This is a genomic window from Streptosporangium sp. G12 (genome assembly GCF_052983175.1).
Genome location: NZ_JBRIQO010000010.1, coordinates 169,099 through 182,883 on the forward strand (window position 1 = coordinate 169,099; position 13,785 = coordinate 182,883).

The following is a 13,785-nucleotide window of genomic DNA, read 5'->3' on the forward strand; positions in this document are numbered from 1 at the left end:
CCGGTTCACAGGAGGAAGATTCAATGAGCAAGATCCGTACAGCCCTGGTCGGAGCGGCGCTGGCAGGTTCGCTGGCCACGGGTGTCCTCGCCGCCCCGTCGGCGATGGCCTCGGCCTCGCAGGCCCCGGCCGGGTCCGCCGTCGCGGTCCAGGAGACGCAGACGTCGAGCAAGCACTTCTTCGGTCCGTACTACTCGGGCTTCGGCGGCGGCGAGAGCTTCGGCAAGCGCTCCTACTTCAAGGGCTACTGGACCAGCAGCGGTGGCCGCTACTGGTTCTACGGCAACCTGTTCGACCGCGACCGCGACCGCCAGCGCAGCTACGTGTGGTTCAAGTGGCACGACAAGTTCGGCTCGCACAGCAAGGTGTTCAGCACCTTCGGCAACTCCGGCTTCAACAAGTTCGGCGGGTTCAAGAAGAGCAACGGCTTCGACGACTTCAAGATCCGGGTCTGCGAGGGCGGCAACAAGTTCGACGACTGCGGTCGCTGGGGTGACGCCTTCTGATCCCTCCCCACTCCTTCCGGGGGGACGGTCCGAGTGGTCAAGGTCATCCGATGAGGGCGGGGGCCCTTCCGCGGGACGTTGGCCGAGAGGTGTTGATCAAGGGGTGTTGGTCGAGAAGCGTCGGCCGAGAGAAGTCGATCGGGAAACGTTGATCGATAAGGTTGGTCGAGCAAGCCCCCCGGCGCCGGGTCGCCGGGGGGCTTTCCCGTGCCCGGGGGCTTTCCGATGCCCTGAGGTTTTCCGGTGCCGAGGAGGTGACGGGACGATGGGGACGCTCACGCGGGCTCCCGGTCCCGAGGAGGCCTGCCGGGTGGTCCTGACGGAGGCGATCACCCGGATGGAGCCTCGCCGCGCGGACCCGGAGGGCGGACCGGGAGCGGCCTGAGAGCGGATCGGTGGCACGTCGGGGGAGGAGCGGGCGGATCGGGGGCGGGGAGCGGGAGCCGGGATGCTGGCCTGACCTGGCCGGACGTGCCACAATGGCGAAACGAGTATTCGCGCGTCGAGCCGTGCCGTCCGTCCCGCTCGGGATCTGCGGTATCCTTTGTAGCGGTTGTGTCAAGGTACCGGCCGTGTGTTTCGCATTTCCTCGCCCGGTGCCGTACACTCCTTCTTCGGTTCACTATGACCATTGCGCATCGGCGGTGTCGCAACCGCCGCTCTCATCGAAGCGCTGGGTCGCGGCTGCTTAGTGTTCCGAAGCCTCAGACGACCGATCAGTGAAACGCGAGGGACATGGCCAAGAAAGACGGCGCCATCGAGATCGAGGGCACTGTGGTTGAGTCGCTCCCGAACGCGATGTTCCGGGTGCAACTCGACAACGGCCATAAGGTCCTGGCCCACATCAGCGGGCGGATGCGGATGCACTACATCCGGATCCTTCCTGACGACAGGGTTGTCGTCGAACTGAGCCCCTACGACCTCAGTCGTGGGCGGATCGTCTACCGATACAAGTAAGCGCGTCTGAGGGACGAATAGGACTATGAAGGTCAAGCCGAGCGTCAAGAAGATCTGTGACAAGTGCAAGGTGATTCGCCGGCACGGTCGCGTCATGGTGATCTGCGACAACCTGCGCCACAAGCAGCGCCAGGGTTAGTCGCTCCAAACAAGGCCCCGTGAGAGTCCGCTCCTAAGAGGCGGACTCGATCCATGTGGGGCTTTCACGTAATCGTGTCTCACACCTGCGCCGGCGGCTCGCGCCGTACCCCGCAGGAGACCCCCGGTCGGAGGCCGGGGCCCTCACCCCGGGCATGGGGAGGGGAAGTGAGGCGCAGGACCTCCGCCATAACGAAGGAGAATGCCCGACCATGGCTCGCCTGGTTGGTGTAGACCTCCCCCGCGACAAGCGGCTGGAGATCGCTCTCACCTACATTTTCGGAATCGGCCGCACTCGTGCGCTCGAGACCCTTCAGGCCACCGGCGTCAACGGCGACCTGCGGGTTCACCAGCTGACCGACGAAGAGCTGGTGCCGCTGCGCGACTACATCGAGGCGAACTACAAGATCGAGGGTGACCTCCGTCGCGAAGTTCAGGCCGACATCCGTCGCAAGATCGAGATTCAGTGCTACCAGGGCATTCGGCACCGCCGTGGCCTTCCCGTGCACGGTCAGCGCACGCAGACCAACGCACGCACCCGTAAGGGCAAGAAGAAGACCGTGGCCGGCAAGAAGAAGCCCGGTAAGAAGTAGTCCGCGTAGCCGCAGGACCGAAGACCTCAGGAGTGAAGGCAAAGAATGCCTCCTAAGAGCCGCCAGGGTGCACCCAAGAAGGTGCGCCGCAAGGAAAAGAAGAACGTCGCTCACGGGCACGCCCACATCAAGAGCACGTTCAACAACACGATCGTCTCGATCACCGACCCGAGTGGGAACGTGATCTCCTGGGCCAGCGCCGGCCACGTCGGGTTCAAGGGCTCTCGTAAGTCCACCCCGTTCGCGGCGCAGATGGCCGCGGAGAACGCCGCCCGCCGCGCCATGGAGCACGGCATGCGCAAGGTCGACGTCTTCGTCAAGGGCCCCGGCTCCGGCCGTGAGACCGCGATCCGGTCGCTGCAGGCGACCGGCCTCGAGGTCGGGTCCATCCAGGACGTCACCCCCGTGCCGCACAACGGCTGCCGTCCGCCCAAGCGCCGTCGCGTCTGACGCCCAGGAGAAGATAGAAAATGGCTCGTTACACGGGTGCGGACTGCAAGCTCTGCCGCAGGGAGAAGACCAAGCTTTTCCTCAAGGGCAAGAAGTGCGAGTCCGCGAAGTGCCCCATCGAGATCCGTCCTTACCCGCCGGGTGAGCACGGTCGCGGCCGTCCCAAGGAGTCTGAGTACCAGCTCCAGCTTCGTGAGAAGCAGAAGACCCGCCGCATCTACGGCGTCCTCGAGAAGCAGTTCCACAACTACTACGAGGAAGCCAACCGCAAGACCGGCAAGACCGGCGAGAACCTCCTCCAGATCCTGGAGAGCCGTCTCGACAACGTGGTCTACCGCGCCGGTTTCGCGGAGTCGCGCGACGCCGCCCGCCAGCAGGTCCGTCACGGCCACATCCTGGTGAACGGCAAGAAGGTCGACATCCCGTCGTACCGCGTGCGCGAGCACGACATCGTCGAGGTCCGCGAGAAGTCGCGCAACCTCCTGCCCTACGAGGTGGCCCGCGCCACCGCCGGTGACAAGACGTACCCGGCGTGGCTGGGCGTCGTCCCGGACGCGCTGCGCGTCCTGGTCCACCAGCTTCCGGTCCGTCAGCAGATTGACACCCAGGTCCAGGAGCAGCTGATCGTCGAGCTCTACTCCAAGTAGCGGCTCCTGTAGGTGCCGTGCGGCGATCCGCCGTACGGCACCTATGCTGTTGTTCGAGCGGCGTCAAATAGCGGGCGCCGCCATGCAAGGGAGATCTCACCATGCTGATCGCTCAGCGTCCCTCCCTCCTTGAGGAGTCCCTCGAGGAGACCCGGTCCAAGTTCATCATCGAGCCGCTGGAGCCGGGTTTCGGTTACACCATCGGCAACTCGCTGCGCCGCACGCTGCTGTCGTCCATCCCGGGCGCGGCCGTGACCAGCATCCGCATCGAGGGTGTGCTGCACGAGTTCACCACCGTGCCGGGCGTCAAGGAGGATGTCACCGACATCATCCTGAACCTCAAGGACCTGGTCGTCTCCTCCGAGCACGACGAGCCCGTGGTGATGTACCTGCGCAAGCAGGGCCCCGGTGACGTCACCGCCGCCGACATCGCGCCCCCGGCCGGTGTCGAGGTGCACAACCCCGAGCTGCGCATCGCCACCCTGAACGGCAAGGCGAAGCTGGAGATGGAGCTGACCGTCGAGCGCGGTCGCGGCTACGTCTCCGCCGCGCAGAACAAGCAGCCGGGCCAGGAGATCGGCCGCATCCCGATCGACTCCATCTACTCGCCGGTGCTCAAGGTCACCTACAAGGTCGAGGCGACCCGAGTCGAGCAGCGCACCGACTTCGACCGTCTGATCCTGGACGTCGAGACCAAGCCGTGCATGAAGCCCCGCGACGCGGTGGCCTCCGCCGGTAAGACCCTCGTCGAGCTGTTCGGTCTCGCCCGCGAGCTGAACGTCGAGGCCGAGGGCATCGACATCGGCCCGTCGCCGACGGACGCGGCCCTCGCCGCCGACCTGGCGCTGCCGATCGAGGAGCTGAACCTCACGGTCCGCTCCTACAACTGCCTCAAGCGCGAGGGCATCCACACCGTGGGTGAGCTCGTGGCCCGCAGCGAGCAGGACCTTCTCGACATAAGGAACTTCGGTGCCAAGTCCATCGAAGAGGTCAAGCAGAAGCTGCACGAGATGACGCTCGCGCTCAAGGACTCCCCGCCCGGGTTCGACCCGAGCGCGGTGGCCGGCGGCGGCTACGACGACGACGACAGCGCCTACGTCGAGACCGAGCAGTACTGAGTTCCGGGACGTCCCGCAGCGTCACGTCTCGCGGGCGTCCCGCGGCACCGGGTGACCCCTCGTCACCTCCGGTGTCACCGAGTTTCACGATGACGGGGGCCCTCCGGCCCCCGGCCCGACCCCGGTACCTCGTACGGCCGGGGCGGGTTTACTCCCAAGGAGAACGTTATGCCTAGGCCCACCAAGGGTGCCCGTCTCGGCGGCAGCCCGGCTCACGAGCGGCTGATCCTGGCGAACCTCGCCACCCAGCTGTTCCAGCACGGCCGGATCAAGACCACCGAGGCCAAGGCGAAGCGTCTGCGTCCGGTGGCGGAGAAGCTGATCACCAAGGCGAAGAAGGGCGACATGCACAACCGTCGCCAGGTGCTGACGATCGTCAAGGACAAGAGCGTCGTCCACCACCTCTTCACCGAGATCGCCCCGACCTTCGCCGAGCGTCCCGGTGGCTACACCCGGATCACCAAGATCGGCCTTCGTAAGGGTGACGCCGCCCCCATGGCCGTGATCGAGCTGGTGTCCGAGCCGCTGAACGCGGTCAAGGTCGGCCAGGCCCCGGCCGCCGCCAAGGCCACCGCGCCCAAGGCGGAGGAGACCGAGGTCGAGGAGACCAAGGCCGGCGAGGCCGACGAGGCCAAGGCCGAGACCACCGAGGAGACGAAGGCCTCCGAGGAGACGACCGAGGCTCCCGCCGAGGAGACCGAGGCCAAGAAGGACAACGCCTGATCTCTCAGGCCCCGTGAACGGGCCCGGCACCTCCTCAGCGGGGGGCGCCGGGCCCTTTCCGTTCTCCAGGCGGTCTCCCGGAAGGTCTCCGGACGCTCTCCCGGGAATGCCCGGGAGGCCCGGGGGCGACGTGAGCCCGTGAGAGTTCCAGAAAGGAACCATCGTGGTACGGCTGAGGCTGGATCTCGCCTATGACGGCACCGACTTCTCCGGCTGGGCCAAGCAGCCCGGGCGGCGTACGGTCCAGGGGGAGATCGAGGAGGCGCTCGGCAGGATCCTGCGGCTCGCCGAGCCCCCGGCGCTGACCGTGGCCGGGCGGACCGACGCAGGCGTGCACGCCCGCGGTCAGGTGGCCCACGTCGACCTGGACCCCGGCGCGCTCGGCGCGCTGGACGGCCGCGGCCGCCGAGGGGCGGCCGCGGGCGAGGGCCCCGAGCCGGGATCCGCGGCGGAGCTCGCCGAGAGGCTCTCCGCCATGCGCAGGAGGCTCGCCGGGGTCCTGCCGCCCGATGTGCGTGTGCGTCTCGTCACGGTGGCTCCTGAGGGCTTCGACGCGCGGTTCTCGGCGCTGTCGAGGCGGTACGCCTACCGGATCTCCGATGCCCCGGGCGGGGTCGACCCGCTCCGGCGCCGCGAGGTCGTCTGGTACAACAGGCCCCTCGACGTGGACAGGCTGAACGCGGCCGCCGCCGCCCTGCTCGGCGAGCACGACTTCGCCGCGTTCTGCAAGAAACGCGAGGGCGCGACCACGATCCGCGAGCTCCAGCGGCTCGACTGGGCCCGCGAGGACGGGCTCGTCGTCGCGACGGTGACGGCCGACGCGTTCTGCCACTCCATGGTCCGGGCGCTCGTCGGGTCTCTGCTGCCCGTCGGCGAGGGGCGGCTCCCGGTCGACTGGCCGGGCGGGGTGCTGGCGAGGGCCGTACGGGACTCGGGGGTGCACGTCGCGCCCGCGCACGGGCTCTGCCTGGAGGAGGTGCGCTATCCCGGCGCCGAGGAGCTCGCCCGGCGGGCCGCGGAGACCCGCCGGGTGCGGACGCTCAGCTCGTGACGCGGCGCTCCACGACCTTCGCGGTCTGGTCGCGGAAGGCGCCGCTGACCTTGCCCAGCCCCTTCTCCTTGGCGGTCGGCGTGTGCCCGTCGCTGAAGGTGGCGTAACTGAACACGATGTAGCGGCCCCACACCATCCCGGCCGCGTAGCCGCCCGCGATGTGCACCCGCTCGCCGCCCGTGCCGGCGGCCGAGGGCAGGCCGCGGAACCACAGGTTGCTGCCGAGATTCTTGGCCTTGTCGGCCGCGACCGCGGACTCGCGGGTGGGCAGCACGGCGATCCCCGTGGTCACGGCGTATCGCCGCTTGCTGTCCACGTACGTCGCCCGCAGCACCCGGCGGCACTCCTGGCTGCGAAGGGTGCCGGCGAACTTGCCGGACGCGGCCTTGTGGCACTGCTCGGTGACGTCGGTCTTGACCCTGGTGAAGGTCGTCCCGGCCACGGACACCTTCTTGCCGAAGGCGGCGGCCACGGTCATCGTGCCCGGGTCGGTCTTCTCTGAGTTGAGCATCGTGGTGTTGATCGGCTCGGGCTCGCCGGTGATGTCCAGGTCGTCGGTGGGGTCGAGGGTTCCGGAGCTGGGAATCGGGTCCGTCGCGTTCGCCGACTGCTTGGCGCTGAACGACTGGTAGGCGAAGAAGGCACCGGTGCCGATGCCGACCACCACGACCGCGACCACGGCCGCGATCAGCGTCGTACTCGCCCTGCTGCGGGCCGGCGCGGGGGCGGGAGGCGGGGGCTCGGGGGTGAACGCCGAGATCGGGGTGAACGCCCCGCGCGTCGTCGCCGGGCCGGTCCCGAGGACCGCCGTCGGCTCGCCCGCGGGCGCGGAGGTCACCGGCGGCGGGGGCGGGAGGACCGGGAACGGCGGCGCGACGCCGGTGACGACGGGGATGCCGCCCGGCGGGGTCGCCTGGTCCGAGGAGGGGAAGGGCTGTGCCGCCTCCGGGCCGGGATCGGCGGCCTGGGACGGTGCCCGGTCGCGGGCGGCCTGGTCGAGGGGAGGCGTGGGCACCGGCGAGGCCGGCTCCGGTCCCGGCCGTGTGCCGGGCTGCGCCACGGGCGCGGACACGGGGGACATCGGGGACGCAACCGCCGGAGCGGGGCCGGACAGGACGGGAGGGGCCTCGTCCGGCGGGCCGGCCGGTGAGGGCGCGGGGGTCTGCTGAGGAGAGACCTGCGGGGCGGAGGGCTGAGCGGGGGCCTGCCAAGCGGGCGGGTCCTGCCGGGGTGCGAGGCCGTGGCCGTCCTCCAGGAGGTCCCCCGGCGCGGGGTGGGCCGGCGCGGCGGGCCCGGTGGCGCGGACGTCGACCGTGGTGTCGCCGCTCTCACCCGGTTCCTGGTGGGGGGCGGCGTCCGGCGGCCACACGGCGACGTCGCCGGGCTCTCCCGGGCGGGCGGCGCTCTCCTCAGGATCGGTCCACACCGGCTCGCCGGTCGCGGCGGGCCAGGGGGCCTCCTGTCCGGACGAGGGCCAGACCTGCATGCCCGCGGCCGCGGCGGTGAAGGCGGGCGGCGGCTGCCAGGGCGGCGCGCCCGGCACGATGGGCGCGGTGGACAACGGCTGGTCGCTCCGCGGCGCGGAACCCCCGTGCTCGTGGCGCTCGCCCTCGCCGACCTCGCCGGGCCGCGGGGGGGCGGCCGGCTCCGCCGGCCAGGCGGGGGAGGAGTCGTCCTGGAGCGGGGGCGGCCAGGCGGGGGAGGTCGCGTCCGAGCCTGGGGCGCCGGGCCAGGACGGGCCCGAAGAGCCGCCGGATCCGGGGGTACCGGGCCAGGGCACGGACGGACGGTCGGCGGGAGAGGGCCAGGCGGGTGAGGTGGGTGAGGTGGTCTCGTCCCGGAGCGGGGGCGGCCAGGCGGGGGAGGTCGCGTCCGAGCCTGGGGCGCCGGGCCAGGACGGGCCCGAAGAGCCGCCCGGGTTCGGCGGGGCCGGCCAGGCGGGAGGGGAGGGCTCCGGGGGCGTGGGGGAGTTGATCCACGCCGGAGGGGCCGGATCGGGCCGGGAGAACTCCGACCAGGTGGGGCCGGAGGGAGCGGGCGGGAACCCGGGCCGCGGGTCCGGGAGCTCGGGCCGCGGGCCTGAGAGCTCGGAGGGGAGATCCGGCCGAGCGCTCCCCGAGGGGCCGGGCGGGAACCCGGGCCCGGCGGGATCGGAGGGCTCGGGGGAGAACTCGGGCCGCGGGGGACCGGAGGGCTCCGAAGACGGGAGCGGCTCCGGCCGGGGCGCGGCGTGCGAGGGGCCGGGCCAGGGGGCGGGCGGGTCGTCCTCCGGCTGGGCGTACCAGTCGTAGGGGGCCCCGTCGCCGGGGACCGTCCATGGTTGAGCCGCCCCGGGAGTCACCTCCGGCCACGCCGAAGGGTTGTGGGGCTGCTCGTCACCTGTGAGATCGGTCCGCAGCACGTGGGGCGAGGGCTGGCCGAAACTCGGCGGCGGCGTCGCCGGTGCTGCCGAACCCTCGGCTTCACGTTGGTGCTCGGACCCGGATTCCTGGCCACGCATACGACGCAGCCTAGCGACAGCCGGAGATCGTCATGCGAGTATGGCCGTATCGTCTGCCGGATTCATGCCGCAAAACGGCGGTATGAACCCATGGTCAAGGGCGTTTTCCGGTCAGTGATCGCGCCTCCAGGGCGGGGGTGACGGTCGCGTCCGCCGCGCCGAAGGCCGCCTGGTTCAGCTTCTTGACCTCGGTCTTCTTCGGCAGATGGCCGTCCTTGTACTGGAACCAGACCATCACCGCGTAGTGCCCGTGGCGCCACTCGCCCACGAACGCCTCACCGGTGCCGAGAAGTTTGGTGACCTTATCCTTACCTGGGAGCGGTTTGAGGTATTCCTCCCGCTCCTTGCCGGAGCCGACCGAGACGACCTTGGACGCCCCCGCCGACGTCTTGAGGTTGGCGACTCCCACGGTGCCGATGATCTTCCCCGAGGCGTCGCGGAAGCTGGCCCGCAGGAGCTGGTTGCACTTGGCCGCGGTGAGGGCCTTCTGGAGCTTCTCCCCGACCACCGCCTTGTCGCACTTCTTGTCGGTCCTGCGCGTGGTCATCAGGTAGGTCTGCCCGCCGATCTTCACCTTCTTGCGCTTGAACACCTCGTTCAGGGTGAGAAGGTGCGGGTCGCCGGCGCGGGAGGAGGCGAAGCCGAACTTGCCCTCCGCGGTGCTGGCGGGCGGTATCAGGGGGGCCTCGGCGGTGGGGCCCGTCGCGCCGGGCACCGGGGCGGGGTCGGAGTTGGCCAGCACGGCCAGGCCGATGCCCGCGGCGACCAGCGCGGCGAACGCCCCGGCCGCGATGAAGATCGGGCGACGTGAGCGGGGCCCCTCGTCGTACGGGCTCCACATCTCCTGGCGGGGTCGTTCCCTGGGGGGTTCCGCGGGGCGTTCCCGCGGCCCGGTGGGCCGGGAGGCCTGCTGGGGGGGCTCGGCGGCGCGGTTGTTCGGCGAGGCGTCGAACCAGTGCTGGCCCTGTGCGGGCGGCGACGCGTCAGGCCGGTTGTAAGGCTGGCGGCGCGGCGGCTCCACGGGAAAACCCATGCGCCGAGCGTAGCCCGGTATCGGAGCCGGTTGGCTCAGGAGTATCCGAAGTCCTGGGTCCACCAGGGGCCGTCGGGGCCCTGGACGGCCCCGACCCCGGTGGCCGTGAGCTCGCAGTTGAGGATGTTGCGCCGGTGGCCGCTGGTCCCCATCCAGCTGCGCACCGCCTCGTCGGGAGAGGTGTAGCCGCGCCCGATGTTCTCCGCGCCGCCGTCGCGGTAGCCGGTGGCCTCCATCCGCTCCCAGGGGGACGTGCCGTCGGCGGAGTTGTGGGAGAGGTTTCCCGCGGCCGCCATCCCGGCCGAGTGCCTCCTGGCCGACGAGGTCAGCCGCCTGTCGATCCGGAGCGGTGCGCACCCGGCCCGCCTGCGCTCCACGTTGACGAGCCGGACGACCTCGCGCTCCATCGCGCCGAGGACGGAGGTGGCGCCGTCGCCGCCGTCGCCGTTGAGCAGGTAGCGGGAGGGGCCGTCCTTCCCGGAGCCGCCGGGCGACGCGTCGGCGCTCGGGGTGGGCCGCGGGCGCCGGTCCTGGGGGGTGGTGGGGGCGACGGAGGCGCGGGCGACCCGGGCGAGCGGGGCGCGCTCGACCTGTCCGGCCAGGGCGCCGCTGGGTGCGGGCCTCGTCGGCCCGGTGTCGTTCAAGTAGATCTGGTCCGCGGCGTTCTCGTCGCGGCTGCCCCGACCGATGATGAAGCCGATCAGCAGGACCGCCAGCAGGCACGCGAACACCCCCATACGACGCAGGCGCGCTCGCTGGGTATGCCCGGGGTGAGGAAGCTGCCACATACCGCTATCAAAGATAGGGATGTTTGCGGTGAGGAAGAAGGGAATGCTGAGAACATATTGGAACCGTTCCGTGAAGGTTCCGGCGCGGCGGTCCCGAGATCACCGTCCGGCGCCCTTCCCCGGGGGTGCGGGGAGAGGCCGTGCCGCCGGGTCCCGGCCCTGGTGACGACCCCTTGCGGCGGTCGTCGGATTCCGTCGTCCCGCGTGGCGGTTCCCGGGCACCGCTTGGGGGCGGGTAGACTGCCAGGGGTACCGGCGGAGAGTCATGTCGTTTTGCAAGCACTCTCCCGTGCCGGTATCCTGCTAGTTCGTTGTGTGCGAATTGGTCTCCTCTTGCAGACCGATACGCGGCGCGTCCGGCGTCATCTCCTCTTTTTCTGGAGACGGAAGGTCCGGGCTGTCGTGTGCCCGCACCTACCGACCATGTTGCTGTCCTCTCCGACAGCGCCGAAGACGCGACCAAAGAAGGCATACGACCGTGCGCACGTACACACCCAAGCCTGCCGAAGTCGAGCGTCAGTGGCACATCATCGACGCCACCGACATCGTGCTTGGCCGGCTGGCCAGCCACGTCGCGATCCTGCTTCGCGGTAAGCACAAGCCGACCTTCGCCAACCACGTCGACACCGGTGACTTCGTCATCGTCATCAACGCCGACAAGGTCGCGCTGACCGGTAACAAGCTTGAGCAGAAGAAGGCCTACCGCCACTCGGGCTACCCGGGCGGTCTGCGCTCCATGACCTACGGCGAGCTCATGGACAAGCGTCCCGACCGCGCCGTCGAGAAGGCCGTGAAGGGCATGCTGCCCAAGAACGCCCTCGGCCGGAAGATGATCAAGAAGCTCAAGGTCTACGCCGGTTCCGAGCACCCGCACCAGGCGCAGCAGCCGGTGTCTTTCGAGCTCACCCAGATCGCCCAGTAGTCACTAGCTGCTTGTCGCCAGCAGCGTTGGCCGATGGCCGACGCCGAGTAGGAAAGTTAGAGGAGAACCGTGGCTGAGTCCACCGGTGTCGAGACGCCCGTCGAGGCCGAGCAGGAAGCGTACTCCGCGGAGGAGTTCCCCTCCGAGTACACCTCCGAGTCCACCGCCAGCGGCGACGTCGCCGTCCGCAAGCCCATCACCACCGGCAACTCGTACGGCACGGGCCGCCGCAAGGAATCCGTGGCCCGCGTGCGCATCGTGCCGGGCACCGGCAAGTGGACGATCAACGGTCGTACGCTTGAGAACTACTTCCCGAACAAGGTCCACCAGCAGATCGTCAACGAGCCCTTCGTGGTGCTCGGTGCCGAGGAGCAGTTCGACGTCATCGCCCGCATCAACGGCGGCGGCGTGACCGGCCAGGCCGGTGCCCTGCGCATGGGTCTCTCCCGCGCGCTGACCGCGCTGGACGTCGAGGTCAACCGCCCGCCGCTGAAGAAGGCCGGCTTCCTGACCCGTGACGCCCGCGCCACCGAGCGCAAGAAGTACGGCCTCAAGAAGGCCCGCAAGGCTCCGCAGTACAGCAAGCGTTAAGCGTTGGGGCGCCTTTTCGGCACCGACGGGGTACGTGGGGTCGCTGGACGCGACCTCACGGCCGAGCTCGCCATGGACCTGTCCGTGGCCGCGGCTCATGTCCTCGGCGATGCCGGGGCGTTCAATACCAGCGTCGGGCGGCGGGGCCGTCCCGTCGCCGTCGTGGGCCGGGACCCTCGGGCTTCAGGAGAATTCCTGGAGGCCGCGGTGGTCGCCGGCCTCGCGTCGTCTGGTGTGGACGTTCTCCGGCTCGGCGTGCTGCCCACCCCGGCGGTCGCTTACCTGACGACGGCTCTCAGAGCCGACATGGGCGTGATGATCTCCGCCTCCCACAACCCCGCCCCCGACAACGGGATCAAGTTCCTCACCCGAGGCGGCTACAAGCTGCCCGACGCGGTGGAGAACGAGATCGAGCAGCGGCTCGGCGAGAAGTGGGAGCGTCCTGTCGGTGCCTCGGTCGGCCGCGTACGCGAGGCGTACGGTGAGGCCGACCGCTACGTGTCCCACGTGCTGTCCACCGTGGACGGCCGTCTCGACGGCCTGAACGTGGTCCTCGACTGCGCCCACGGCGCCGCCCACATGGTGGCTCCCGAGGCGTTGCTGCGGGCCGGAGCCACCGTGGAGACGATCGGGGCGCGCCCCGACGGTCTCAACATCAACGCGGGGGTCGGCTCCACCCACCTGGACAAGCTCCAGCAGATCGTGGTCTCCCGCAACGCGGACGTTGGCATCGCCTACGACGGCGACGCGGACCGCTGCCTGGCCGTCTCGCACACCGGTGAGATCGTCGACGGCGACCAGATCATGGCCGTGCTGGCCATGGCCATGCACGCCGAGGGCAAGCTGATCGGCGACACCGTGGTGGCCACGGTCATGTCCAACCTGGGCTTCAAGATCGCGCTCAAGAACGCCGGTATCGACGTCGTCGAGACCGCCGTGGGCGACCGCTACGTCCTGGAGGCCATGAGGGCCGGCGGTTACAACCTCGGTGGCGAGCAGTCCGGCCACGTCCTGATGCTCGACCACGCCACCACCGGGGACGGCCTGCTGACCTCGCTGCACCTGCTGGCGGTCGTGGCGCGGGAGAAGAAGTCGCTGGCCGAGCTGGCCTCGGTGATGACCCGCCTGCCGCAGGTCCTGGTCAACGTGAAGGACGTCGACCGGTCCAAGGCCTCGGCTCCGGAGCTGGCCGCCGCGGTCAGCGCCGCGGAGTCGGAGCTGGGAGAGACCGGGCGCGTGCTGATCCGGCCCAGCGGCACCGAGCCGATGATCCGCGTCATGGTCGAGGCCGCCTCGGCGGAACAGGCCGAGCAGCTGGCCGGCAGGCTGGCCGACGTCGTCCGCACGGCCTGCGTCTGAACGATCGAAGCACGGCCCGTACTCCGGTGCGGGCCGTGCTTCGTTTCGTGCCCGGCCTTTGTGGCGCCCGGCTTTGACGCATGACCTTCGTGTCCGGTCCGCAGTGTCCGGTATGTCACCCCGGTCTCCGTGACCGGCCGTTGCGCGAGGGCTTCGTGACCGGCACCGCCCGGCTCGCGCGGTACCCGTTCCGCCGCGCTTGACGCGCTTCGTGCTCGTGGCCCGTTGTGTCCAGCTTGTCCGGCGCCACGCCACACTTCGCATTGATTGACACTCTGAGTCATCGATCGGACACTTTCAGTGGTTGGGGAGGGATTCCCGCCAAGAAACCGCTCATCGTGCCGAATGGCCACGAGCCCCGGTGGCCATCCGGTCACTCCGGTCGTCACGATGCCCACGCGGCGCGAGG

The 13,785-nt window shown here is 69.9% G+C and carries 15 protein-coding genes; 12 read left to right on the forward strand and 3 right to left on the reverse strand.

The window, feature by feature from the left end:
• The first annotated feature begins 23 nt into the window (after nucleotides 1–23).
• The 9 genes from ACVCAG_RS17310 to truA all read left to right on the forward strand — a co-directional run bounded on the left by ACVCAG_RS17310 (nucleotide 24) and on the right by truA (nucleotide 6,183).
• Complete coding sequence (locus ACVCAG_RS17310) at nucleotides 24–506, forward strand: hypothetical protein (protein WP_440082814.1); 483 nt, start codon at nucleotides 24–26, stop codon at nucleotides 504–506.
• 735 nt (nucleotides 507–1,241) lie between these two features.
• Nucleotides 1,242–1,463 carry a translation initiation factor IF-1 gene (gene infA / locus ACVCAG_RS17315; RefSeq protein ID WP_012887858.1) on the forward strand — a complete coding sequence of 74 codons (222 nt, stop codon included), beginning with the start codon at nucleotides 1,242–1,244 and terminating at the stop codon, nucleotides 1,461–1,463.
• A 25-nt stretch (nucleotides 1,464–1,488) separates the two neighbouring features.
• Nucleotides 1,489–1,602 carry a 50S ribosomal protein L36 gene (rpmJ, locus tag ACVCAG_RS17320; protein ID WP_003956441.1) on the forward strand — a complete coding sequence of 38 codons (114 nt, stop codon included), beginning with the start codon at nucleotides 1,489–1,491 and terminating at the stop codon, nucleotides 1,600–1,602.
• 211 nt (nucleotides 1,603–1,813) lie between these two features.
• Nucleotides 1,814–2,194, forward strand: a complete 381-nt coding sequence (gene rpsM, locus ACVCAG_RS17325) for a 30S ribosomal protein S13 (protein WP_362678418.1) — start codon at nucleotides 1,814–1,816, stop codon at nucleotides 2,192–2,194.
• A gap of 45 nt (nucleotides 2,195–2,239) precedes the next feature.
• Complete coding sequence (rpsK, locus tag ACVCAG_RS17330; protein ID WP_012887860.1) at nucleotides 2,240–2,644, forward strand: 30S ribosomal protein S11; 405 nt, start codon at nucleotides 2,240–2,242, stop codon at nucleotides 2,642–2,644.
• A 20-nt stretch (nucleotides 2,645–2,664) separates the two neighbouring features.
• Nucleotides 2,665–3,291, forward strand: a complete 627-nt coding sequence (gene rpsD, locus ACVCAG_RS17335; protein ID WP_030912875.1) for a 30S ribosomal protein S4 — start codon at nucleotides 2,665–2,667, stop codon at nucleotides 3,289–3,291.
• Between the two features lie 101 nt (nucleotides 3,292–3,392).
• The gene (locus ACVCAG_RS17340) at nucleotides 3,393–4,409 is read left to right on the forward strand and encodes a DNA-directed RNA polymerase subunit alpha (protein WP_089210160.1); all 1,017 of its coding nucleotides are present in this window, start codon (nucleotides 3,393–3,395) and stop codon (nucleotides 4,407–4,409) included.
• A gap of 168 nt (nucleotides 4,410–4,577) precedes the next feature.
• On the forward strand, nucleotides 4,578–5,132 hold the full coding sequence (gene rplQ, locus ACVCAG_RS17345; protein ID WP_440082815.1) for a 50S ribosomal protein L17: 555 nt from the start codon (nucleotides 4,578–4,580) through the stop codon (nucleotides 5,130–5,132).
• 163 nt (nucleotides 5,133–5,295) lie between these two features.
• Nucleotides 5,296–6,183 (forward strand): tRNA pseudouridine(38-40) synthase TruA, encoded by an 888-nt coding sequence (gene truA / locus ACVCAG_RS17350; protein WP_440082816.1) that lies wholly within the window; start codon nucleotides 5,296–5,298, stop codon nucleotides 6,181–6,183.
• On the opposite strand, the gene ACVCAG_RS17355 is transcribed toward truA, so the two are convergent.
• From ACVCAG_RS17355 to ACVCAG_RS17365, 3 genes are all read right to left on the reverse strand, one after another.
• Nucleotides 6,173–7,963 carry a hypothetical protein gene (locus tag ACVCAG_RS17355; RefSeq protein ID WP_440082817.1) on the reverse strand — a complete coding sequence of 597 codons (1,791 nt, stop codon included), beginning with the start codon at nucleotides 7,961–7,963 and terminating at the stop codon, nucleotides 6,173–6,175. The two genes, truA and ACVCAG_RS17355, sit on opposite strands and share 11 nt — an antisense overlap.
• Nucleotides 7,964–8,777: 814 nt before the next feature.
• Nucleotides 8,778–9,716: a hypothetical protein gene (locus ACVCAG_RS17360; protein ID WP_440082818.1), complete on the reverse strand. Its 939-nt coding sequence runs from the start codon at nucleotides 9,714–9,716 to the stop codon at nucleotides 8,778–8,780.
• A 35-nt stretch (nucleotides 9,717–9,751) separates the two neighbouring features.
• Nucleotides 9,752–10,453 carry a CAP domain-containing protein gene (locus ACVCAG_RS17365; protein ID WP_440082819.1) on the reverse strand — a complete coding sequence of 234 codons (702 nt, stop codon included), beginning with the start codon at nucleotides 10,451–10,453 and terminating at the stop codon, nucleotides 9,752–9,754.
• A 529-nt stretch (nucleotides 10,454–10,982) separates the two neighbouring features.
• On the opposite strand from ACVCAG_RS17365, the gene rplM reads away from it, so the two are divergent.
• The 3 genes from rplM (at nucleotide 10,983) to glmM (ending at nucleotide 13,376) form a co-directional block, all read left to right on the forward strand.
• Nucleotides 10,983–11,426, forward strand: a complete 444-nt coding sequence (rplM, locus tag ACVCAG_RS17370) for a 50S ribosomal protein L13 (protein ID WP_344746717.1) — start codon at nucleotides 10,983–10,985, stop codon at nucleotides 11,424–11,426.
• A gap of 69 nt (nucleotides 11,427–11,495) precedes the next feature.
• The gene (gene rpsI / locus ACVCAG_RS17375; RefSeq protein WP_362839934.1) at nucleotides 11,496–12,017 is read left to right on the forward strand and encodes a 30S ribosomal protein S9; all 522 of its coding nucleotides are present in this window, start codon (nucleotides 11,496–11,498) and stop codon (nucleotides 12,015–12,017) included.
• 3 nt (nucleotides 12,018–12,020) lie between these two features.
• Complete coding sequence (gene glmM / locus ACVCAG_RS17380; RefSeq protein WP_447190021.1) at nucleotides 12,021–13,376, forward strand: phosphoglucosamine mutase; 1,356 nt, start codon at nucleotides 12,021–12,023, stop codon at nucleotides 13,374–13,376.
• Nucleotides 13,377–13,785: the final 409 nt, after the last annotated feature.

What these genes read in the sequence shown, in the direction of transcription:
- ACVCAG_RS17365 (WP_440082819.1), bottom strand. Translation starts at nt 10,453, where the DNA reads ATGGGGGTGTTCGCGTGCCTGCTGGCGGTCCTGCTGATCGGCTTCATC.
- rplQ (WP_440082815.1), top strand. Translation starts at nt 4,578, where the DNA reads ATGCCTAGGCCCACCAAGGGTGCCCGTCTCGGCGGCAGCCCGGCTCAC.
- rpsD (WP_030912875.1), top strand. Translation starts at nt 2,665, where the DNA reads ATGGCTCGTTACACGGGTGCGGACTGCAAGCTCTGCCGCAGGGAGAAG.
- ACVCAG_RS17360 (WP_440082818.1), bottom strand. Translation starts at nt 9,716, where the DNA reads ATGGGTTTTCCCGTGGAGCCGCCGCGCCGCCAGCCTTACAACCGGCCT.
- ACVCAG_RS17310 (WP_440082814.1), top strand. Translation starts at nt 24, where the DNA reads ATGAGCAAGATCCGTACAGCCCTGGTCGGAGCGGCGCTGGCAGGTTCG.
- rpsK (WP_012887860.1), top strand. Translation starts at nt 2,240, where the DNA reads ATGCCTCCTAAGAGCCGCCAGGGTGCACCCAAGAAGGTGCGCCGCAAG.
- rpsM (WP_362678418.1), top strand. Translation starts at nt 1,814, where the DNA reads ATGGCTCGCCTGGTTGGTGTAGACCTCCCCCGCGACAAGCGGCTGGAG.
- ACVCAG_RS17340 (WP_089210160.1), top strand. Translation starts at nt 3,393, where the DNA reads ATGCTGATCGCTCAGCGTCCCTCCCTCCTTGAGGAGTCCCTCGAGGAG.
- infA (WP_012887858.1), top strand. Translation starts at nt 1,242, where the DNA reads ATGGCCAAGAAAGACGGCGCCATCGAGATCGAGGGCACTGTGGTTGAG.
- rpmJ (WP_003956441.1), top strand. Translation starts at nt 1,489, where the DNA reads ATGAAGGTCAAGCCGAGCGTCAAGAAGATCTGTGACAAGTGCAAGGTG.